8 protein-coding genes are annotated in these 18,578 nt (G+C 74.7%); 4 read left to right on the top strand and 4 right to left on the bottom strand.

From position 1 onward, the window contains the following. Positions 1–11: 11 nt before the first annotated feature. Positions 12–3,194 (bottom strand): type I polyketide synthase, encoded by a 3,183-nt coding sequence (locus tag ACIQE0_RS19885; RefSeq protein WP_402334204.1) that lies wholly within the window; start codon positions 3,192–3,194, stop codon positions 12–14. A 380-nt stretch (positions 3,195–3,574) separates the two neighbouring features. Here ACIQE0_RS19885 and ACIQE0_RS19880 point away from each other — a divergent pair, with 380 nt between their 5' ends. The 4 genes from ACIQE0_RS19880 (at position 3,575) to ACIQE0_RS19865 (ending at position 7,497) form a co-directional block, all read left to right on the top strand. Beyond that, a complete protein-coding gene (locus tag ACIQE0_RS19880; RefSeq protein WP_366339076.1) occupies positions 3,575–4,966 on the top strand; it encodes a glycosyltransferase in 1,392 nt (463 codons plus the stop codon). A gap of 18 nt (positions 4,967–4,984) precedes the next feature. Further along, positions 4,985–6,043 (top strand): DegT/DnrJ/EryC1/StrS family aminotransferase, encoded by a 1,059-nt coding sequence (locus ACIQE0_RS19875; protein WP_366339078.1) that lies wholly within the window; start codon positions 4,985–4,987, stop codon positions 6,041–6,043. Next, positions 6,040–7,236, top strand: a complete 1,197-nt coding sequence (locus ACIQE0_RS19870; RefSeq protein ID WP_366339080.1) for a cytochrome P450 — start codon at positions 6,040–6,042, stop codon at positions 7,234–7,236. Before ACIQE0_RS19875 ends, ACIQE0_RS19870 begins: the two co-directional genes overlap by 4 nt. Positions 7,237–7,302: 66 nt before the next feature. After that, a complete protein-coding gene (locus tag ACIQE0_RS19865; RefSeq protein ID WP_384098561.1) occupies positions 7,303–7,497 on the top strand; it encodes a ferredoxin in 195 nt (64 codons plus the stop codon). 98 nt (positions 7,498–7,595) lie between these two features. On the opposite strand, the gene ACIQE0_RS19860 is transcribed toward ACIQE0_RS19865, so the two are convergent. From ACIQE0_RS19860 to ACIQE0_RS19850, 3 genes are all read right to left on the bottom strand, one after another. Beyond that, a complete protein-coding gene (locus ACIQE0_RS19860) occupies positions 7,596–8,780 on the bottom strand; it encodes a cytochrome P450 (protein ID WP_366335250.1) in 1,185 nt (394 codons plus the stop codon). Positions 8,781–8,920: 140 nt separating this feature from the next. Beyond that, positions 8,921–15,097, bottom strand: a complete 6,177-nt coding sequence (locus ACIQE0_RS19855) for a type I polyketide synthase (protein ID WP_402333780.1) — start codon at positions 15,095–15,097, stop codon at positions 8,921–8,923. A gap of 97 nt (positions 15,098–15,194) precedes the next feature. Continuing rightward, positions 15,195–18,578, bottom strand: a 3,384-nt coding sequence (locus ACIQE0_RS19850; RefSeq protein WP_402333777.1) for an SDR family NAD(P)-dependent oxidoreductase, incomplete at its 5' end; no start/stop codon positions are given.

Here is an 18,578-nt window from a genome sequence, read left to right as displayed (position 1 = left end):
CAACAATTTCTCTATGTGGTTTCGAACTCTTCATCGATGATGTCGAGCAGTCTGTCGACCGACACCGTGTCGATGTCCTCGTCCGAGGAGGGCACCTGGGCAGGCGAGTTCTGGCGGAGGGCGGAGACGATGGCGCCCAACCGGTCGGCGACGGCCAGGCGTTCGGGGCCGTCCGAGGGCAGGTTCGCAAGGACCGTCTCGAACCTGGTGAGTTCGTCGTCGTACGCCCCGGGGTCGGCGGGGGCGTCGGCGACGAGGAGTTCCCCGATGCGGCGGGCCGCGCGCTGGGGGGTGGGGAAGTTGAAGACGAGGGTGGCCGGCAGGCGCAGTCCGGTGTGGGTGGCGAGCCGGTCGGTGAGTTCGACGCCGGCGAGCGAGTCGAAGCCGAGTTCCTTGAAGACGCTGCGGGCACCGACCGCCTCGGGGCCCGGGTGGCCGAGGACGGCGGCGGCCTGGGTGCGGACGAGGTCCAGGAGGTGGCGTTCCCGCGCGGCCGGTGGCAGCGCGCGGAGGTGGGCGGCGGGCTGCGGGCCGGTGGTGTCCGGCGGCAGTGCGGCGATGCTTTCGGGGTGGATCGCTGCGGGCCGGTCCATCTGGTGGACGGCGGGCCCGGTGGCGTCCGGGCGGGGCGGGGTCGGCCAGTACCGGACCCGCTGGAAGGCGTAGGTGGGCAGGTCGAGCCGGCGGGCGCCGGTGTCGGCGTAGAAGGCGGGCCACTCGACGGGGACGCCGCGGGTGTACAGGCGGCCCAGGGCGCCGGCGAACGCGGTCTCTTCGGGGCGGCCCTTGGCCAGGACCGGTACGGCGTCGGTGGCGCTGCCGGGCCCCAGGGTGTCGCGGGCCATGGCGGACAGCACGCTGCCCGGGCCGAGTTCGACCAGGACGTCGGCGCCGGCCTTGACCAGGGCGGTGATGCCGTCGGCGAAGCGGACGGTCTCGCGGACGTGGCGCACCCAGTAGTCGGGGGTGGTGATCTCGTCGCCGGCGGGTTCGCCGGTGAGGTTGGAGACCAGGGGTATCGACGGCTGGTGGAAGGCCAGTTGGCCGACGGCGTCCCGGAAGGCGTCCAGCATCGGCTCCATCAGGGGCGAGTGGAACGCGTGCGAGACGGCGAGGCGGCTGGTGCGCCGGCCGCGCTCGGCGAAGTGCGCGGCCAGGCGCAGTACGGCGTCCTCGGTGCCGGCGACGACGACCGCGGTGGGTCCGTTGACGGCGGCCAGCGCGGTGTGCGCGTCGAGCAGGGGGGCCACCTCGTCCTCGGTGGCCTCCAGTGCGGCCATCGCGCCGCCGGCCGGCAGCGCCTGCATCAGGGTGGCGCGGGCGGCCACCAGGCGGCCGGCGTCCTCCAGGGTCAGCACACCGGCGACATGGGCGGCGGCGATCTCGCCGACGGAGTGTCCGGCGAGGTGGTCGGGGCGGACGCCGAGGGACTCGATCAGCCGGTAGAGGGCGACCTCGACGGCGAACAGGGCGGGCTGGGTCCATCCGGTCCGGTCCAGCAGCGCCGCGTCGGTGCCCCACATCACCTCGCGCACCGGGCGGTCCAGGTGCGGGTCCAGGGTGCGGCAGACCTCGTCGAGGGCGTCGGCGAACACCGGGAAGCGGGCGGCGAGTTCGCGTCCCATGCCCAGGCGCTGGCTGCCCTGCCCGGAGAAGAGGACGGCGGTGCGGCGGTCGTCGGCCTCGCCGCGGGCGTGCTCGACGGCGCCGTCGGCGGTCGGCAGCAGGACCGCCCGGTGGCGCAGTGCGGCGCGGCCGGTGGCGAGGGAGTAGCCGACGTCGAGCGGGTCCGGGGCGGGCTCCCTGCCCAGGTGGGCCCGGAGGCGGGCGATCTGGTCGTCGAGGGCCTGCGGGGTGGCGGCGGCCAGGAGCCAGGGCACGGCGGTGGGGCGGAGGGTGCCGGGCCGGGTGGCGGGGGCCTCGGCGGGCGGGGCCTCCTCCAGGATCACATGGGCGTTGGTGCCGCTGAGGCCGAAGGAGGAGACACCGGCGCGGCGCGGCCGGTCGGTGCGCGGCCAGGCCGTGTCCTCGGTGAGGGGGGCGGCGGCGCCCTGGGACCAGTCCACCTGGCGGGTGGGGGTGGTGAGGTGGGGGATGCGCGGCATCAGGCCGTGGTGCAGGGCCTGGACGGTCTTGATGAGTCCGCCGATGCCGGCGGCGGCCTGGGCGTGGCCGATGCCGGCCTTCAACGAGCCGATGTACAGCGGGCGTTGCGCGTCGGGGCGCTGTCCGTAGGTGGCGAGGAGGGCGCGGGCCTCTATCGGGTCGCCGAGGGGGGTGCCGGTGCCGTGGGCCTCGACGAGGTCGATGTCGGCGGGGTCGAGCCGGGCGTCGGCCAGTGCGGCGCGGATGACGCGTTCCTGGGCCGGTCCGCTCGGGGCGGTCAGGCCGTGGGAGGCGCCGTCCTGGTTGACGGCGGAGCCGCGCAGGACGGCGAGGACGGGGTGGCCGGCGGCGCGGGCGGTGGACAGGTGCGTAAGGACGACGATGCCGACGCCCTCCGCCCAGGCGGTGCCGTCCGCGTCGTCGGAGAAGGGCTTGCAGCGGCCGTCCGCGGCGAGGCCGCCCAGCCGGGTGTGGCCGATGAAGGCGCCCGGGGTGGACATCACGGTGACGCCGCCGGCCAGCGCGGTGCCGCACTCCCCCGTGCGCAGGGCGCGCAGCGCCCAGTGGAGGGCGACCAGCGAGGAGGAGGACGTGGTGTCGACGGTGACGGCGGGGCCTTCGAGGCCGAGGACGTAGGCCAGGCGGCCGGAGGCGACGCCGGGTGCCAGGCCGGTCAGGGCGTGTCCGTCGAGGTCGTCGGGCGAGGCGTGGGTGACGGCGGCGTAGTCCTGGCCGCCGGCGCCGACGAAGACGCCGGTGCGGCTGCCGCGCAGGGAGTGCGGGTCGATGCCGGCGCGTTCCAGGGCTTCCCAGGCGGTCTCCAGGACGAGGCGCTGCTGCGGGTCGGTGGAGACGGCCTCGCGGGGCGACATGCCGAAGAAGGCGGCGTCGAAGTCGGCGGCGCCGGTGAGGAATCCGCCCTCCTGGGTCGCGCTGCGGCCGGGCCCGTCCCCGGCCAGGGCGGCCAGGTCCCAGCCGCGGTCGTCGGGGAAGGCGGTCATCGCGTCGCGGCCGCTGCGGGCCAGTTCCCACAGGTCCTCCGGTCCGGCCACGCCGCCCGGATAACGGCAGGCCATTCCGACGACCACCACCGGGTCCTCTTCGGCTCCGATCGTCATGCCACGCTCACCTCTGGGGAAAAGTCGGCCTCAACTCACCTCTGCGTGCCGGATCGTACGGTCACAAAGCCTGTACTTTTCCCTAAGGAATGACGGCGGCCGGCCGGGGGCATTGACCGGCGGGCCCGGAAAGGGCCGCCGCGGGGCGAAGACTAGGGAATCCCCGGTCGGTGGCGTGAGACGAAGTACCCGACCCGTTTTCCACGCGGCCCGTTCCGGGTGCCGGCCGGCGTCCGTTCCGGCAGTGCGCCTCCGGCTGCGGCGTCGGCGAATGCGGTCGCGCGGCGGCCGACCGGGTGGCCGCGTGGCGTGCGGGCCGGCGGCCCGCCACTTTCCGAGGGGTGTTGTCCATGGGCGCGAATCGGCGGCCGATCCTGTTCGTCAGTTATGCCGAAAGCGGCCTGCTCAATCCGCTGCTCGTGCTGGCCGGGGAATTGTCCCGGCGCGGGGTTGCGGACCTGTGGTTCGCGACGGACGAGAAGGCGCGCGAGGAGGTCGCGGCCGCGGCGGACGGCAGCCCGGTGCAGTTCGCCTCCCTCGGCGAGACCGTCTCGCAGATGTCCGCGGTCACCTGGGACGACGCCACCTATGCCGAGGTGACGCAGCGGTCGCGGTTCAAGGCGCACGCGGCGGTGATCCGGCATTCGTTCGCGCCGGAGTCGCGGATCGCGAAGTACCGGCGCCTGGAGGAGATCGTCGAGGAGGTCCAGCCGGCGCTGATGGTGATCGAGAGCATGTGCCAGTTCGGGCACGAGCTGGCGATCACCAAGGGCATTCCGTTCGTGCTCGGCGTGCCGTTCGTCCCGAGCAACGTCCTGACGTCGCATGTGCCGTTCGCCAAGTCCTACACCCCGTCGGGCTTCCCGGTGCCGCATTCGGGACTGCCGGCCGCGATGACGCCTGCCCAGCGGATCGAGAACCAGCTGTTCCGGGTGCGGACGCTCGGGATGTTCCTGACGTCGGAGATCCGCAAGGTCGTCGAGGAGGACAACCGGATCCGCACCGAGCTGGGGATCGCGCCGAAGGCACGGCAGATGATGGCGCGGGTCGACCATGCGGAGCAGGTGCTGTGCTACTCCGTGCCCGAGTTGGACTACCCGTTCCCGATGCATCCGAAGATGCGGCTGGTGGGCACGATGGTGCCGCCGCTGCCCCAGGCACCGGACGACGACGGGCTCGGGGACTGGCTGTCGGCACAGAAGTCCGTGGTCTACATGGGCTTCGGCACCATCACCCGGCTCACCCGCGAGCAGGTGGCGTCGCTGGTGGAGGTCGCGCGGCGACTGGACGGCGCGGGCCATCAGGTGCTGTGGAAACTGCCCCGCAGCCAGCAGGAGTTGCTGCCGCCGGCCGAGCAGCTGCCGGCCAACCTGCGGATCGAGAACTGGGTGCCGTCGCAGCTGGACGTGCTGGCGCATCCGAACGTGAAGGTGTTCTTCACCCACGCCGGCGGCAACGGCTACCACGAGGGGCTGTACTTCGGGAAGCCGCTGGTGGTGCGGCCGCTGTGGGTGGACTGCGACGACCAGGCGATCCGGGGCCAGGACTTCGGGGTGAGCCTGACGCTGGACCGGCCGGAGACCGTGGACGTCGAGGACGTCCTGGACAAGATCACCCGGGTGCTCGACCACCCCTCCTACACCGAGCGCGCGGAGTACTTCGCCGGGCTGCTGCGGGACGCCGGCGGCCGGGCCGCGGCGGCGGACCTGCTGCTCGGCCTTCCCGCCCTGGCAACCGACTGACCGAGGAAGAGACCACTGATGTCCTTTACCCATCCGGTGTCCATGCCGTGGCTCAACGGCCGCGAACTCGACTATGTGACCGAGGCCGTCGGCGGCGGCTGGATCTCCTCCCAAGGGCCGTATGTCAAGCGGTTCGAGGAGGCGTTCGCGGCCTACAACGACGTGCCCTACGGCGTCGCCTGTTCGTCGGGGACCACGGCGCTGACGCTGGCGCTGCGGGCGCTCGGCGTCGGTCCCGGTGACGAGGTGATCGTCCCGGAGTTCACGATGATCGCGTCGGCGTGGGCGGTCACCTACACCGGTGCCACGCCGGTGTTCGTGGACTGCGGCGACGACCTGAACATCGACGTGTCCCGCATCGAGGAGAAGATCACCCCGCGCACCAAGGTGATCATGCCGGTGCACATCTACGGCCGGCAGTGCGACATGGACGCCGTGCTGGAGTTGGCGTACGAGTACAACCTGCGGGTGGTGGAGGACTCCGCGGAGGCGCACGGGGTGCGGCCGCGGGGCGACATCGCCTGTTTCTCGCTCTTCGCCAACAAGATCATCACGGCTGGCGAGGGCGGGGTGTGCCTGACCCGGGACGCGCACCTGGCCGAGCAGATGGCGCACCTGCGGGCGATGGCGTTCACCAAGGACCACAGCTTCCTGCACAAGAAGCTGGCCTACAACTACCGCATGACCAACATGCAGGCCGCGGTGGCGCTCGCGCAGACCGAGCAGCTCGACATGATCCTGGCCCTGCGCCGGGACATCGAGAAGCGGTACGACGAGGCGCTGCGCGACGTCCCCGGGATCACGCTGATGCCGCCGCGCGATGTCCTGTGGATGTACGACCTGCGGGCCCAGCGGCGCGAGGAGCTGTGTGCCTACCTCGCCGGCGAGGGCATCGAGACCCGGGTGTTCTTCAAGCCGATGAGCCGTCAGCCGGGCTACTTCGACGCCGACTGGCCCGCGCTCAACGCGTCCCGGTTCAGCGCGGACGGCTTCTACCTGCCGACGCACACCGGACTGACGCCGCAGGACCAGGAGTTCATCACCGGCCGGATCCGCGCGTTCTACGGAGTGGCATGAGCACCGAAGCGCAGCAGCAGACCGCGGTGGGACGGTGCCCGGTCGCCTTCCCCCTGCGGCAGCCGGGGCGGCCCTTCCCGCCGCCGGAGTACGCGCGGTACCGGGCGGGCAGCGGACTGGTCCGCTCCGAACTGCCCAGCGGGCCGGTGTGGTTGGTGACCCGGCACGAGGACGTCCGGACGGTGCTGACCGATCCGCGGATCAGCGCCGACCCGTCCAAGCCCGGTTTCCCCAAGGCCGGCCGGACCGGCGGGGCGCCGTCGCAGCACGAGGTGCCGGGCTGGTTCGTGGCGATGGACCCGCCGGAGCACGGCCGGTTCCGCAAGACCCTGATCCCGGAGTTCACCGTGCGCAAGGTGCGGGAACTACGGCCGGTGATCCAGCAGATCGTGGACGAGCGGATCGACGCGATGCTGGCCGCCGGTACCTCGGCGGACCTCATCGAGTCCTTCGCCCTGCCGGTGCCGTCCCTGGTGATCTCCAGTCTGCTGGGGGTGCCCAAGGCCGACCGGGACTTCTTCGAGGGCCGCACCCGGGTCCTGGTCCGGCTCAGTTCGACCGACGAGGAGCGCGACAAGGCGACCCAGGCGCTGCTGCGGTATCTGGGCCGGCTCATCCAGATCAAGCAGCGGCGTCCGGGCGACGACCTGATCAGCCGGTTGATCGCCGCGGGCACGCTGTCCCGGCAGGAGCTGTCCGGGGTCGCGATGCTGCTGCTGATCGCCGGGCACGAGACGACGGCGAACAACATCGGCCTGGGTGTGGTGCAGTTGCTCACCAACCCGCAGTGGATCGGTGACGACCGGATCGTCGAGGAGCTGCTGCGCTACTACTCGGTGGCCGATCTGGTGGCGTTCCGGGTGGCCGTCGAGGACGTGGAGATCGGCGGCCAGCTGATCCGGGCCGGTGAGGGCATCGTGCCGCTGATCGCCGCGGCCAACCACGACGACACGGTGTTCGCGGGGCCGCAGGAGTTCGACCCGGAGCGCTCGGCGCGGTCCCATGTGGCGTTCGGCTACGGCATCCACCAGTGCCTGGGCCAGAACCTGGTGCGCATGGAGATGGAGGTCGCCTACCGGACGCTGTTCGCGCGGATGCCCTCGCTCGCGCTCGCCGTGCCGGTGGAGGAGCTGCCGCTGAAGTACGACGGGGTGCTGTTGGGTCTGCACGAGCTGCCCGTCACCTGGAAATGACCCCGAGGTCGGGCCGCCCGGTGGCGGCCCGGCCTCGGGGAGCGAACCCACCCTCGGAGGAACATCGTGCGTATCACCGTGGACACCGGCCGCTGTGTCGGTGCCGGACAGTGCGTCCTGACCGCACCGGACCTTTTCGACCAGGACGACGACGGCCTGGTGACCGTCCTGGCCCCGCCGGCGGACGGCCCGCCCCTCGCCGGCGCCCAGGAGGCGGCGTCGCTCTGCCCGTCCGGGGCGATCACCGTCACGGAGAGCTGAGCCGCCGGGCACCGGGTGCCTGAGGAATGCCTGCGGGCCCCCGGCTGCATGAGCCGGGGGCCCGTACCGCTGCCGCGCCGTGCCGGGCGCGGGTGGGGTCACCAGGTGACGGGCAGCTCCGGGAGGCCGCCGGACAACTGGCCGGAGAGCATCTGCAGTTCCTCGACCGGACGGGCCAGGCGCAGGTCGGGCAGGCGGGTGAAGAGCAGGGTGTAGGCGGTGCGCAGGAGGACGCGGGCCAGCGGCGCGCCGATGCAGTGCCACATGCCGTGGCCGAACGTCAGGTGCGGGTTGGGGGCGCGCCGGATGTCGAAGAGCTCGGGGTCGTCGAAGACCGCGCGGTCGAAGTTGACCAGGGTGAAGTCCAGCAGCACCAGGTCGCCGGCCTTGATGGTCACGTCCCCGACCGGCACGTCGGCGGTGGCGTACCGCGGCAGCACCGAGCCGCCGGCCTTTGCACACCGCAGGATCTCCTCGACGGCGCCGCGCATCAGCTTCTCGTCGGCCAGGGCCGCCGCGCGCTGGTCGGGGTGCTGGGTGAACAGCACCACGCCCAGGTCGACGTGGCTGGCGGCGCTGTCCAGGCCGGCGAAGAGCAGTCCGGCGGCGATCGGGCCGATGCGTTCGTCGGACGGCACCCGCAGGCACAGCCGGGAGATGACGTCGTCCTCCGGTTCGGCGCGCTTGCGGCGGGCCAGTGCGGACAGCAGGCCGAACAGCTCGTCCTGGCCTTCCTGGACGCGTGCCGGGTCGTCGAGCTCGCCCAGCTTGGTCAGGACGGCGACCAGTCGGAGCTGTTCCTCGGCGGGCACGCCGAGCAGCGTGCACAGCACCGACAGGGAGTACGGCAGCGAGAAGCTCCCGTGCAGGTCGGCGGGTTGGCCCTGGGCGGTGAAGCGGTTCAGGGCCTCCTCGGCGAGGGCCTGGACCCTTGGCTCCAGGTCCATGATGCGGCGGGCGGAGAACTGCGGGGTGAGCAGGGAGCGCATCTCGGTGTGGATGGCGCGGGCCTGGTCGATGTCGTCGGTGACGAGCAGGTCCAGGAACGGGTTGCGCACGTAGCGCGGTGCGTTGGCCGGGTCGGTGTGGGCGCGGGCCAGCCGCTCGTCGTGCAGCAGCTGCTTGAGTTCGGCGTGCCGGGTGACCAGCCAGCCCTCGTCGCCGGCGGGGGTGCGGACCTTGCAGACGGGGGCGCGCGACTGTAACTCGCGCAGCAGCGGGCTCAGGTGGAGGACGGGGGACGCCTCCGCCTTGAGGGCGGGCGGCGCGCTGGATGGGGTCATGGGGGGCTCCTTGTCGGGCGTTGCCGTGCGGGTGGCCGACGCCGCCTGCGCACGAACGGGCGCGCCGGGGCGGCGCCGGTGGGCGCCGCCCCGACAGGTGGGGGGAGGCCCGGCAGGCGGGGAGCCGGCCGGGCCGGATGTCAGGCCGCGGGGTCCGGCAGTTCCGCGAGCCACTCCTCGATGATCTGCGCGGTCCGGGCGGAGTGCTCCTTGGCGAGGGAGAGGTGGTCGGCCTCGATGTCGCGGACCTCGTCGGCGGGGACCGCGGAGGTGTCCAGGCGGAAGCCGTCGAGGGCCTGGGCGGCGCGCACGAGGAGGGTCGGCGCGCTGGGTGCGGGCGCCTCGATGTCGGTCATCGCCATGAACCAGTGGGCCATGGCCGACATCCGGGCGCTGTTCAGCGTCACCGACGGCGAGTCGATGTCGGCGAGGTAGAACCGCGTGGTGCGGTCCAGGTCGTTGCCCTCACCCGGGTTGTAGCGGATGGAGGCGGTGTCGAGGAGGATGACCGCCTCGGGGCGGACGTCCCAGGTGTCCTCCAGGACGCCGGCGGCGAGGTAGGCGAGCGAGCCGCCGGTGGAGTGGCCGACCATGACGAACGGTTCGCCGTCGCTGGCCATCAGGACGCTCTCGGCGACGATCCGGGCGGCGGCCTCGCTGGTGGCGGGCAGCAGTTCACCGGGGGCGAAGCCCATCAGCGGCACCGCGGAGACATGGCGCCTGCCGCGGAAGTGCGCCGCGATCCGTGCGTACTGGTGGACGCCGCCGGTGGCGCCCGGGGCGCTGACGAAGATCAGCCGGGGGTGTTCGGGGCCGTCGGCGAGGGTGACCGGCTCGGACAGTTCCTCCAGTTCGGCCGGGGAGTCGAACATCGGCCGGGTGTTGGCGACGGCCTTGAGCATCCGCATCGCCTCGACGAGTTTGCCGCCGCGCACCGCGTTGTAGAACAGGCCCTCCAGGGTGTCGTCGGAGTCGACCGTGGAGCGGGACGCGGTGGTCTGGCCGGGCCGGCCGGGCTCGGGGCCCTCGCCGAGTTCCTGGTGCAGCCAACGGGCCAGTTTGACGGGCGTCTTGTTGTCGAAGACGACCGAGGAGGGCAGGCGCAGGCCGAGGATCTCGGCGAGTTGGTTGCGCAGGCTGACGGAGACCAGGGAGTCGAAGCCCAGCTCCAGGAAGCCGCGTTCGGGGTCGACGGCGGAGGGGTCGGGGTGGCCCAGGAGTCCGGCGGTGTACCCGACGACGAGGTCGGTGAGCAGCTGTTCCTGACCGGCCGCGTCGAGGCGGTGGAGGCGTTCGCGGAGGGTGACCGGTGAGCGGTCGGCGGTGGCCGCGGTGCGGCGGGGCCGGGGCACCAGGTCACGCCAGAGCGCGGGCAGGACCTGCTGGTCGCGCAGCCCGGCCACGTTGATGCGGCTGGGCACCACGGTCGGTTCGGGGCGGGCGAGGGCGGCGTCGAACAGGGCCAGGCCGTCCTCGATGGCCAGGGGCGGCAGGCCGCCGCGTGCCATGCGGGCGAGGTCGGCGTCGCTGATCGAGGCGGTCATGCCGCTGCCTCTCCCCCACGGGCCCCAGGCCAGGGAGAGTGCGGGCAGGCCCTGGTCGGCGCGGTGCCGGGCGAGGGCGTCGAGGTAGGCGTTGGCGGCGGCGTAGTTGCCCTGGCCGGGGCTGCCGAGGACGCCGGAGACCGAGGAGTACAGCACGAAGCCGGCCAGGTCCAGGTCGCGGGTGGCGTCGTGCAGATGCCAGGCGGCGTCGGCCTTCGGCCGGAGCACGGTGGCGAGTTGTTCGGGGGTGAGGGAGCCGGTGAGGGCGTCGTCCAGGGTGCCGGCGGTGTGTACGACGGCGGTCAGCGGGTGGGCCGCGGGGACCGAGGCGAGGAGTGCGTCCAGTGCGGTGCGGTCGCCGACGTCGCAGGCGGCGATCCGCACCGTGGCGCCCTGTGCGGTCAGTTCCTCGGCCAGCTCCCGGGCGCCGGGGGCGTCCGGGCCGCGGCGGCCGGCGAGCAGCAGGTGGCGGGCGCCGCGGGTGGTGGCCAGGTGGCGGGCGAGGGCGGCGCCGAGGCCGCCGGTGCCGCCGGTGATCAGGACGGTGCCGTCGGGGTCCCAGGCGCGGGCGGGGGCGGTGTCGGCGGCCGGTTCCGGCAGTCGGGCCAGGCGGGCGGCGCGGACGGCGTGGTCGCGGACGGCGAGTTGCTGTTCGTCGAGGGTGAGGACGTGCGGCAGCATGCCGGCGGACCGGAAGGCGTCGTCGAGGTCGACGAGCAGCAGGCTGCCCGGGTTCTCGGTCTGGGCGGAGCGCACCAGGCCCCAGACGGCGGCGGCGGCCGGGTCGGTGACGGTCTCGCCGTCGGCGGCGAGGGCGCCGCGGGTGACGAAGACCAGGCGGGCGCCGGCCAGTCGGGGTTCTGCCAGCCATTCCTGGAGCAGTGCCAGTACCCGGGTGGTGAGGGCGTGCACGGTCCCGGGTCCGGCGTCGGGGCCGCCGACGACGGGGATGAGGAAGACGTCGGGGGCCGCGCCGCCGTCGCCGAGGGCGCCGCCGAGGGACGCGGCGTAGGCGCTGACGGTCTCGTCGGCGCGGTGCAGTGCGTAGCCCAGGTCCAGTTCGTCGTCGCCGACGACGGCCCAACGGGTGCCGACGGCCCGGGCGCCGGGGTCGACCGGCACCCAGTCCAGGTGGAACAGGCCGCCGGATCCGGTGCGGTCGGCCGGTGTGGCGGCCGGGCGGTGCCGCGCGGAGCCGAGGGTGACGGTGTCGGCGGTCAGGACGGGGCCGCCGGCGGGGTCGGTGGCGGTCAGGGTCAGGGTGTCGGGCCCGGTCGCGGTGAGCCGGACCCGCAGCGCGGTGGCTCCGGTGGCGTGCAGGGTGAGCCCGGCCAGGCCGGTCGGTGCGGGGGCGGCGTCCAGCGCCGCGGCGGCGCGCAGCGCGGTGGTCAGCAGCGCGGGGTGGAGGCCGAAGGCCCGGTCGGCGGCGGTGGCGGTGGGCAGGGCGACCTCGGCGAAGACCTCGTCGTCGCGGCGCCAGACGCCGCACAGGCCCTGGAAGGGCGGGCCGTAGTGGTGTCCGGCGGCGTCGGCGGCCTCGTCGAGGTCGGCGGCGGGCACCGGGAGGGCGTCGCGCGGCGGCCACGCGGAGGCGTCGGGGTCGGTGGGGGCCGCGGGGTCGTCGGAGGTGAGGAGTCCGGTGGCGCAGGTGGTCCAGGGGGCGTCCTCGGTGGCCGCGGGGCGGGCGTGGACGGTCAGCGGCCGGTGGCCGGCGGTGTCGGCGGCGCCGACGCGTACCTGGAGGGTGACGGCGTCGCCGTCGCCGAGGGCGAGCGGCGCCGGCAGGTCGAGCCGCGCCACGTGCGGGGTTCCGCTCATCTCGCCTGCGCGGACGGCGAGTTCGACGAAGGCGGCGGCGGGGACGGTGGGCCGGCCGTCGACGCGGTGGTCGCCGAGCCAGGGGTGGGTGGGGAGGGCGAGCCGGCCGGTCAGTACGGTCTCGTCGGCGTCGGCGAGGGTGACGGCCGCGCCGAGCAGCGGGTGGGCGGCGGCGGTCAGGCCGAGGTCGGCCGGGTCGCCGGTCAGCGCGCGGACGGTCGGCCAGTACCGCTCGTGCTGGAACGGGTAGGTGGGCAGGGCGACGGGGCCGGCCTGCGGGGTCAGGGTGCCGGCGAACACCGCGTCCCAGTCGACGGACGCGCCGTGCGCCCACAGGGTGCCCAGCGCGGCGAGCACGGTGGTCTCCTCCGGCCGGTCCTTGCGCAGTGCGGGCACGGCGGTGGTGGCCGGGTCGGTGAGGTTCTCGCGGACCAGGGCGGACAGCACGCCGTCCGGGCCGAGTTCGAGGAAGGTCCGCACGCCGCGGTCGGCGAGGGTGCGCACGCCGTCGCCGAAGCGGACGGCCTGCCGTGCGTGGCGCGCCCAGTAGTCCGGGGTGGCCAGCTCCTCGGCGGTGGCCGGAAGGCCGGTGAGGTTGGAGATGACGGGGATCTGCGGCGCGGCGAACGTGAGTGGGGCCAGGGCCTTTTGGAAGGCGTCCAGCATCGGGTCCATGAGCGGCGAGTGGAAGGCGTGGCTGACCGGGAGCCGGGTGGTGCGCCGGCCCAGGTCGGCGAAGTGCCGGCGGACGTCGAGGACCGCGTCCGTGGCGCCGGAGACGACGACGGCGCGGGGGGCGTTGACCGCGGCGATCGCGGCGCCCTCGGCCAGCAGCGGGCGGGCCTCCTCCTCGGTGGCCTCCAGCGCCACCATCGCGCCGCCGGGCGGCAGTTCGCTCATGGCGGCGGCGCGGGCGGCCACCAGGGTGCAGGCGTCGGCCAGGGACAGTACGCCGGCGACGTGCGCGGCGGTGAGTTCGCCGATGGAGTGTCCGGTGACGTAGTCGGGGGTCAGGCCCCAGGAGGCCAGCAGGCGGTAGAGCGCGACCTCGACGGCGAACAGCGCGGGCTGGGTGTGCCGGGTGTCGTCCAGCCGCGCCCGGTCCTCGCCCCAGACGACCTCGCGCAGCGAGGTGTCGAGCCGGGCGTCGAGCAGGGCGACGGTCTCGTCGAAGGCCGCGGCGAACACCGGGTATCGGGCGTGCAGTTCGCGTCCCATGCCCAGGCGTTGGGAGCCCTGGCCGGAGAACAGCACGGCCAGGCCGCCGCGGTCGCCGGTGGGGACGCTGCCGCGCGCCGCTTCGGTGAGCGTGTCGCCCTCGTGGACCAGCAGTGCGCGGTGCGCGAAGGCGGTGCGGGTGGTGGCGAGAGCGAAGCCGACGTCGGCTGCGCGGTGTCCGGGTGCGGTGGTCAGGGCGCGGACCTGGGCCAGCTGGGCGTCGAGGGCGCCGGCGGTGCGGGCGGCGACGGGCCAGGGGACGGCGCGGGGGGTGCGGGCGGGGGCGTCGGCCGCGGTGGTCGGCTGTGCGGCGGCGTCCGGCGCAGCGGCGGGCGCCTGCTCCGGCTCCGACGTGCCGGGTGCGGGGGCCTGTTCGAGGATGACGTGGGCGTTGGTGCCGCTGATGCCGAAGGAGGAGACTCCCGCCCGGCGCACCCGGTCGCCCTCGGGCCAGGCGACGGGCTCGGTGAGCAGCCGCACGGCGCCTTCGTCCCAGTCGATGTGCGAGGAGGGGGTGTCGATGTGCAGGGTCTGCGGGAGCTGTCCGTGGCGCAGGGCCAGCACCATCTTGATGACGCCGGCGACGCCCGCGGCGGCCTGGGTGTGGCCGAGGTTGGACTTCACCGAGCCGAGCCACAGCGGGCGTGCGGGGTCCCGGTCCTGGCCGTAGGTGGCGAGCAGCGCGCCGGCCTCGATGGGGTCGCCGAGGCGGGTGCCGGTGCCGTGCGCCTCGACCGCGTCCACCTCGCCGGGGGCCAGGCCGGCGCCGGTCAGTGCCTGGCGGATGACGCGTTGCTGCGCGGGGCCGTTGGGGGCGGACAGGCCGTTGGAGGCGCCGTCCTGGTTGACGGCGGAGCCGCGGAGGACGGCGAGGACCGGGTGGCCGTTGCGCTGGGCGTCGGAGAGCCGCTCGACGAGGAGCAGGCCGACGCCCTCGGACCAGCCGGTGCCGTCGGCGGCGTCGGCGAACGCCTTGCAGCGGCCGTCGGGCGCCAGTCCGCCCTGGAGGCTGAAGCCGGCGAAGCTCGACGAGGTGGTCAGCACCGTGACGCCGCCGGCCAGGGCCAGGCCGCATTCGCCGGCGCGAACGGCCTGTGCGGCCAGGTGGAGGGTCACCAGGGACGAGGAGCAGGCGGTGTCGAGGGTGACGGCCGGGCCTTCGAGGCCGAGGGCGAAGGCGAGGCGGCCGGAGAGGACGCTGGCGGCCAGGCCGTTGCCCGCGTAGCCGCCCATGTCGTCCTGCGCGGCGAGGACCAGGTGAGCGTAGTCCTGGCCGTTGGTGCCGACGAAGACGCCGGTGCGGGAGCCGCGCAGACCGGCCGGGTCGATGCCGGCGCGCTCGACGGCCTCCCAGGCGGTCTCCAGCAGGAGCCGCTGCTGGGGGTCCATGGCGAGGGCCTCGCGCGGGGAGATGTCGAAGAAGCCGGGGTCGAAGTCGGCCGCGCCGGGCAGGAATCCGCCCTCCTGGGTGGCGCTGCGGCCGGGGCCGTCCCCGGCCAGGGCCGCCAGGTCCCAGCCGCGGTCGGCGGGGAACGGCCCGATGCCGTCCCGGCCGGCGGACAGCAGCTCCCACAGGTCCTCCGGGGAGCGCACGCCGCCGGGGAAGCGGCAGGCCATGCCGACGATCGCCACGGGTTCATGGCGCCCCGCCTCCACCTCCTGGAGGCGCTGACGGGTCTGGTGGAGGTCCTTGGTGACCCACTTCAGATAGTCGACGAGCTTCTTTTCGTCCGGCATGGTCCGGGAAACCTTCCTCAGATGTGGTGCGGGAGCGGCGGGTTGGGGCCTGTCGTCACATCCCCGTCGGGAAGGTGGCGACAGGCCCTGGGGCGGGTCAGGAGTCCGCCCGCCGCCCGAGCTCGTGGTCGATGAAGGCGAGGACCTCGTCGGCGCTCGCCGCTTCGATGCGGGCGTCGACGGTCGGCCCGCCGTCGTCCTGCCGGGTGGCGTCCCACTGGGCCAGTAGCTGCCGCAGCCGCCCGGCGACGTCCCGGCGGGTGGTGTCGTCCACCCCGTCGGGGGTCAACTCGACTGCCAGTCGGTCGAGTTCGGCCAGCGGCGAGCGGTCCTGGGCGGCGGTTGCCGCGCCGAGCACCGTCGGTGCCAGGTAGCGGGCGACCGCGGTCGGTGTCGGGTGGTCGAAGACGAGCGTGGCGGGCAGCCTGGCGCCGGTGGCGGCGGCCAGCCGGGTGCGCAGTTCGACGGCCATCAGCGAGTCGAATCCGAGGCGGTTGAAGTCCCGTTCGGCCGGGACGGCGTCCGCCCCGCGGTGGCCGAGGACCGCGGCGGTCTCGGTGCGGACCAGGTCGAGCAGGGCGTGGTGCTGCTGCTCGGTGTCCAGGGCGGCCAGTCGGCGCGCCAGTCCCCCGCCGTGCCCGGCCGCGGCGGCCGTGCGGCGCCGGCCGCGGACCAGGGCCCGCAGTACCGCGGGGACCTGTGCCTCGGCGGGTGCGGTGGCGGCCCGGGAGAGGCGTACCGCGACGGCCGGTCCGTCGGCCCGGTTCCCGGCCGCGTCGAACAGGGCCAGGCCCTGCTCCGCGGTGAGCGGCGGCATGCCGGAGCGCTCCATACGGGCCAGGTCGGCGGCGCCGAGGGTGCCGGTCATGCCGGCGTCCTGCGCCCACGGCCCCCAGGCCAGCGCGTGGCCGGGCAGGCCCTGCGCGGCGCGGTGGGCGGCGAGCGCGTCGAGGAAGGTGTTGGCGGCGGCGTAGTTGCCCTGGCCGGGGCCGCCGGTGACGCCGGCGACCGAGGAGTACAGCACGAAGCCGGCCAGGTCCAGGCCGCGGGTGGCCTGGTGCAGATGCCAGGCGGCGTCGGCCTTGGGCCGCAGGACGGTGTCCAGCCGGGCGGGCGTCAGCGTGCCGACGGTCGCGTCGTCGAGGACGCCGGCGGTGTGCACGACGGCGGTCAGCGGGTGCTCCGGCGGGAGCCCCGCGAGCAGTCCGTCCAGGGCGGTGCGGTCGGCGACGTCGCAGGCGGCGACGGTGACCTCGGCGCCGAGCGCGGCCAGTTCGTCGCGCAGGGCGGTGGCGCCGGGGGCGTCGGGTCCGCGGCGGCCGGCGAGCAGCAGGTGCTTGATGCCGTGTCCGGTGACCAGGTGGCGGGCGAGGAGGCCGGCCAGGCCGCCGGTGCCGCCGGTGATCAGGACGGTGCCGTCGCGGTTCCAGGCCCGCACCGGGTGCGCGGCGGTGGCGGATGCGGCGGTGGCGCGGGTCAGCCGGGCGACGGTCAGTGCGCCGCCGCGGACCGCGGCCTGGGTCTCGCCGGCGTCGAGCAGTGCCGCCAGGGCCGCGGGCGCGGCGACGCCGTCGGCTCCCGCCTGCTCGACGGGGTCGAGGTCGAGCAGCAGGAAGCTGCCCGGGTGTTCCGACTGGGCGGAGCGGACCAGTCCCCAGACCGGGGCCGCCGCCAGGTCGTGCACTTCCTCCGTCCCGGCGGCGAGGGCGCCGCGGGTGACGATCACCAGGCGGGAGTCGGCGGTGCGGGCGTCGGCGGTCCAGCGCTGCACCAGTTCCAGCACCGCCGTGGTGGTGGAGCGGACCGCGGCGGGCAGGTCGTCGTCCCGGTCCGGTGCGCCCACCACGGGTGCGAGGACGAGCGGGGGCAGCGGGGCGGCGTCGTCGAGCAGCGCGGCCCACGACGCGACGCGGCGGGCATCCCCGTCCGCGGCGCCCAACGCGCCGGCCAGCTCGGCCAGTTCGTCGCCGAGTACGGCGTACGGCACCTCGCCGCCGGTGCCCGGGGCCTCGGGTGCGGGGACCCAGTCCAGGTCGAGCAGGACCGCGTCGCCGCCGGCCGCGGCCGGTTCGGCGCGCTCGGCGGCGGGCCGGCCCAGGGTGATCCCGGTGGCAGAGAGGACCGGGGCGCCCTGCGGGTCGGCGGCCGCCAGGGACCAGGTGTCCGCACCGCGCGGGGTGAGGTGGACCCGGAGGGCGGTGGCGGACGCGGCGTGCAGGGTGAGGCCCTGCCATGCGACGGCGTCCAGGGCGTCGTCGCCGTCGAGCAGGCCGCCGGCGCGGACCGCGGTGTCCAGGAGCGCCGGGTGGAGCGCGAACGCCCGCTCGGCGGGGCCGGGTTCGGGGAGTTCGAGCTCGGCGAAGACCTCGCCGTCCCGCTGCCAGGCCGCCGTGATCCCGGTCGGGCCGTCGGGGGTGGGCAGCGCGTCGAGGGGCACGGCGCGCTCCGGCGGCCAGACGTCCGGTGTGGTCGGGGGCAGTGTGGTGGTGTCGGTGAGCACGGCGGTGGCGTGCAGTGTCCAGGGGGCGTCGGCGGTGTCGTCGGGGCGGGCGTGCACGGACAGGGCGCGCCGGCCGGAGTCGTCCGGGGCGGCCACCTTGACCTGGAGGCGCTGTGCCTGTCCGCCGGTGAGGACGAGCGGTGCGGTGAGGGTCAGTTCGGCCAGCGTCGGGCAGTCGGCCTCGTCGCCGGCGCGGACGGCGAGTTCGGCGAGGACGGCGGTGGGCAGGACGGTGCGGCCGTCCTTCTCGTAGGCGGCGAGCCACGGTTGGGTGGTCGTCGACAGCCGGCCGGTGAGCAGGACCTCCGCGGAGCCGGCGACCGTGGTGGCGGCGCCGAGCAGCGGGTGCCGGCCCGCTTCCAGGCCGAGCCCGCCGGCGTCGCCGGGCGTGCCGGTGGCGACGGAGGGCCAGTACCGCTCGCGTTGGAAGGCGTAGGTCGGCAGGGCGACCCGCCGGCCGCCGGTGCCGGCCAGGACGCCGGTCCAGTCGACCTCGGCGCCGGCGACGTGCAGTCGGGCGGCGGCGGTGAGGGCGGTGTGCTCCTCGGGGCGGTCCTTGCGCAGGACGGGCACCACGACGGTGTCCTCGTCGGGCAGGCAGGCGCCGGCCAGGGCGGCGAGGACGCCGTCGGGGCCGATCTCCAGGAAGGCGGTGGCGCCGTGTTCGGCCAGTGCCCGGACGCCGTCGGCGAACCGGACCGTCGCCCGCACATGCCGCACCCAGTAGTCGGCGGTGCACAACTCCCCTGCCGCAGTCACCTCGCCCGTCACGTTGGACACCACGGGGATGCCGGGCTGCCGGTAGTCGAGGCTTTCGGCGACGGTACGGAACTCGTCCAGCATCGGGTCCATCAGCGGCGAGTGGAAGGCGTGGCTCACCGCCAGACGGCTCGTCCGCCGTCCCCGCTCGGCCAGTTGGTCCACGACGCGTGCCACGGCCGCCTCCGCGCCGGAGACCACCACCGACACCGGGCCGTTCAC

The organism is Streptomyces sp. NPDC093097 (assembly GCF_044754325.1).
Classification (GTDB): Bacteria; Actinomycetota; Actinomycetes; order Streptomycetales; family Streptomycetaceae; genus Streptomyces.
This window is presented reverse-complemented; position numbering and strand designations above follow the sequence as displayed.

Excerpts from the sequence above, each read along its gene's own strand:
- ACIQE0_RS19870 (WP_366339080.1), top strand. The coding sequence starts at position 6,040 with ATGAGCACCGAAGCGCAGCAGCAGACCGCGGTGGGACGGTGCCCGGTC.
- ACIQE0_RS19855 (WP_402333780.1), bottom strand. The coding sequence starts at position 15,097 with ATGCCGGACGAAAAGAAGCTCGTCGACTATCTGAAGTGGGTCACCAAG.
- ACIQE0_RS19860 (WP_366335250.1), bottom strand. The coding sequence starts at position 8,780 with ATGACCCCATCCAGCGCGCCGCCCGCCCTCAAGGCGGAGGCGTCCCCC.
- ACIQE0_RS19875 (WP_366339078.1), top strand. The coding sequence starts at position 4,985 with ATGTCCTTTACCCATCCGGTGTCCATGCCGTGGCTCAACGGCCGCGAA.
- ACIQE0_RS19880 (WP_366339076.1), top strand. The coding sequence starts at position 3,575 with ATGGGCGCGAATCGGCGGCCGATCCTGTTCGTCAGTTATGCCGAAAGC.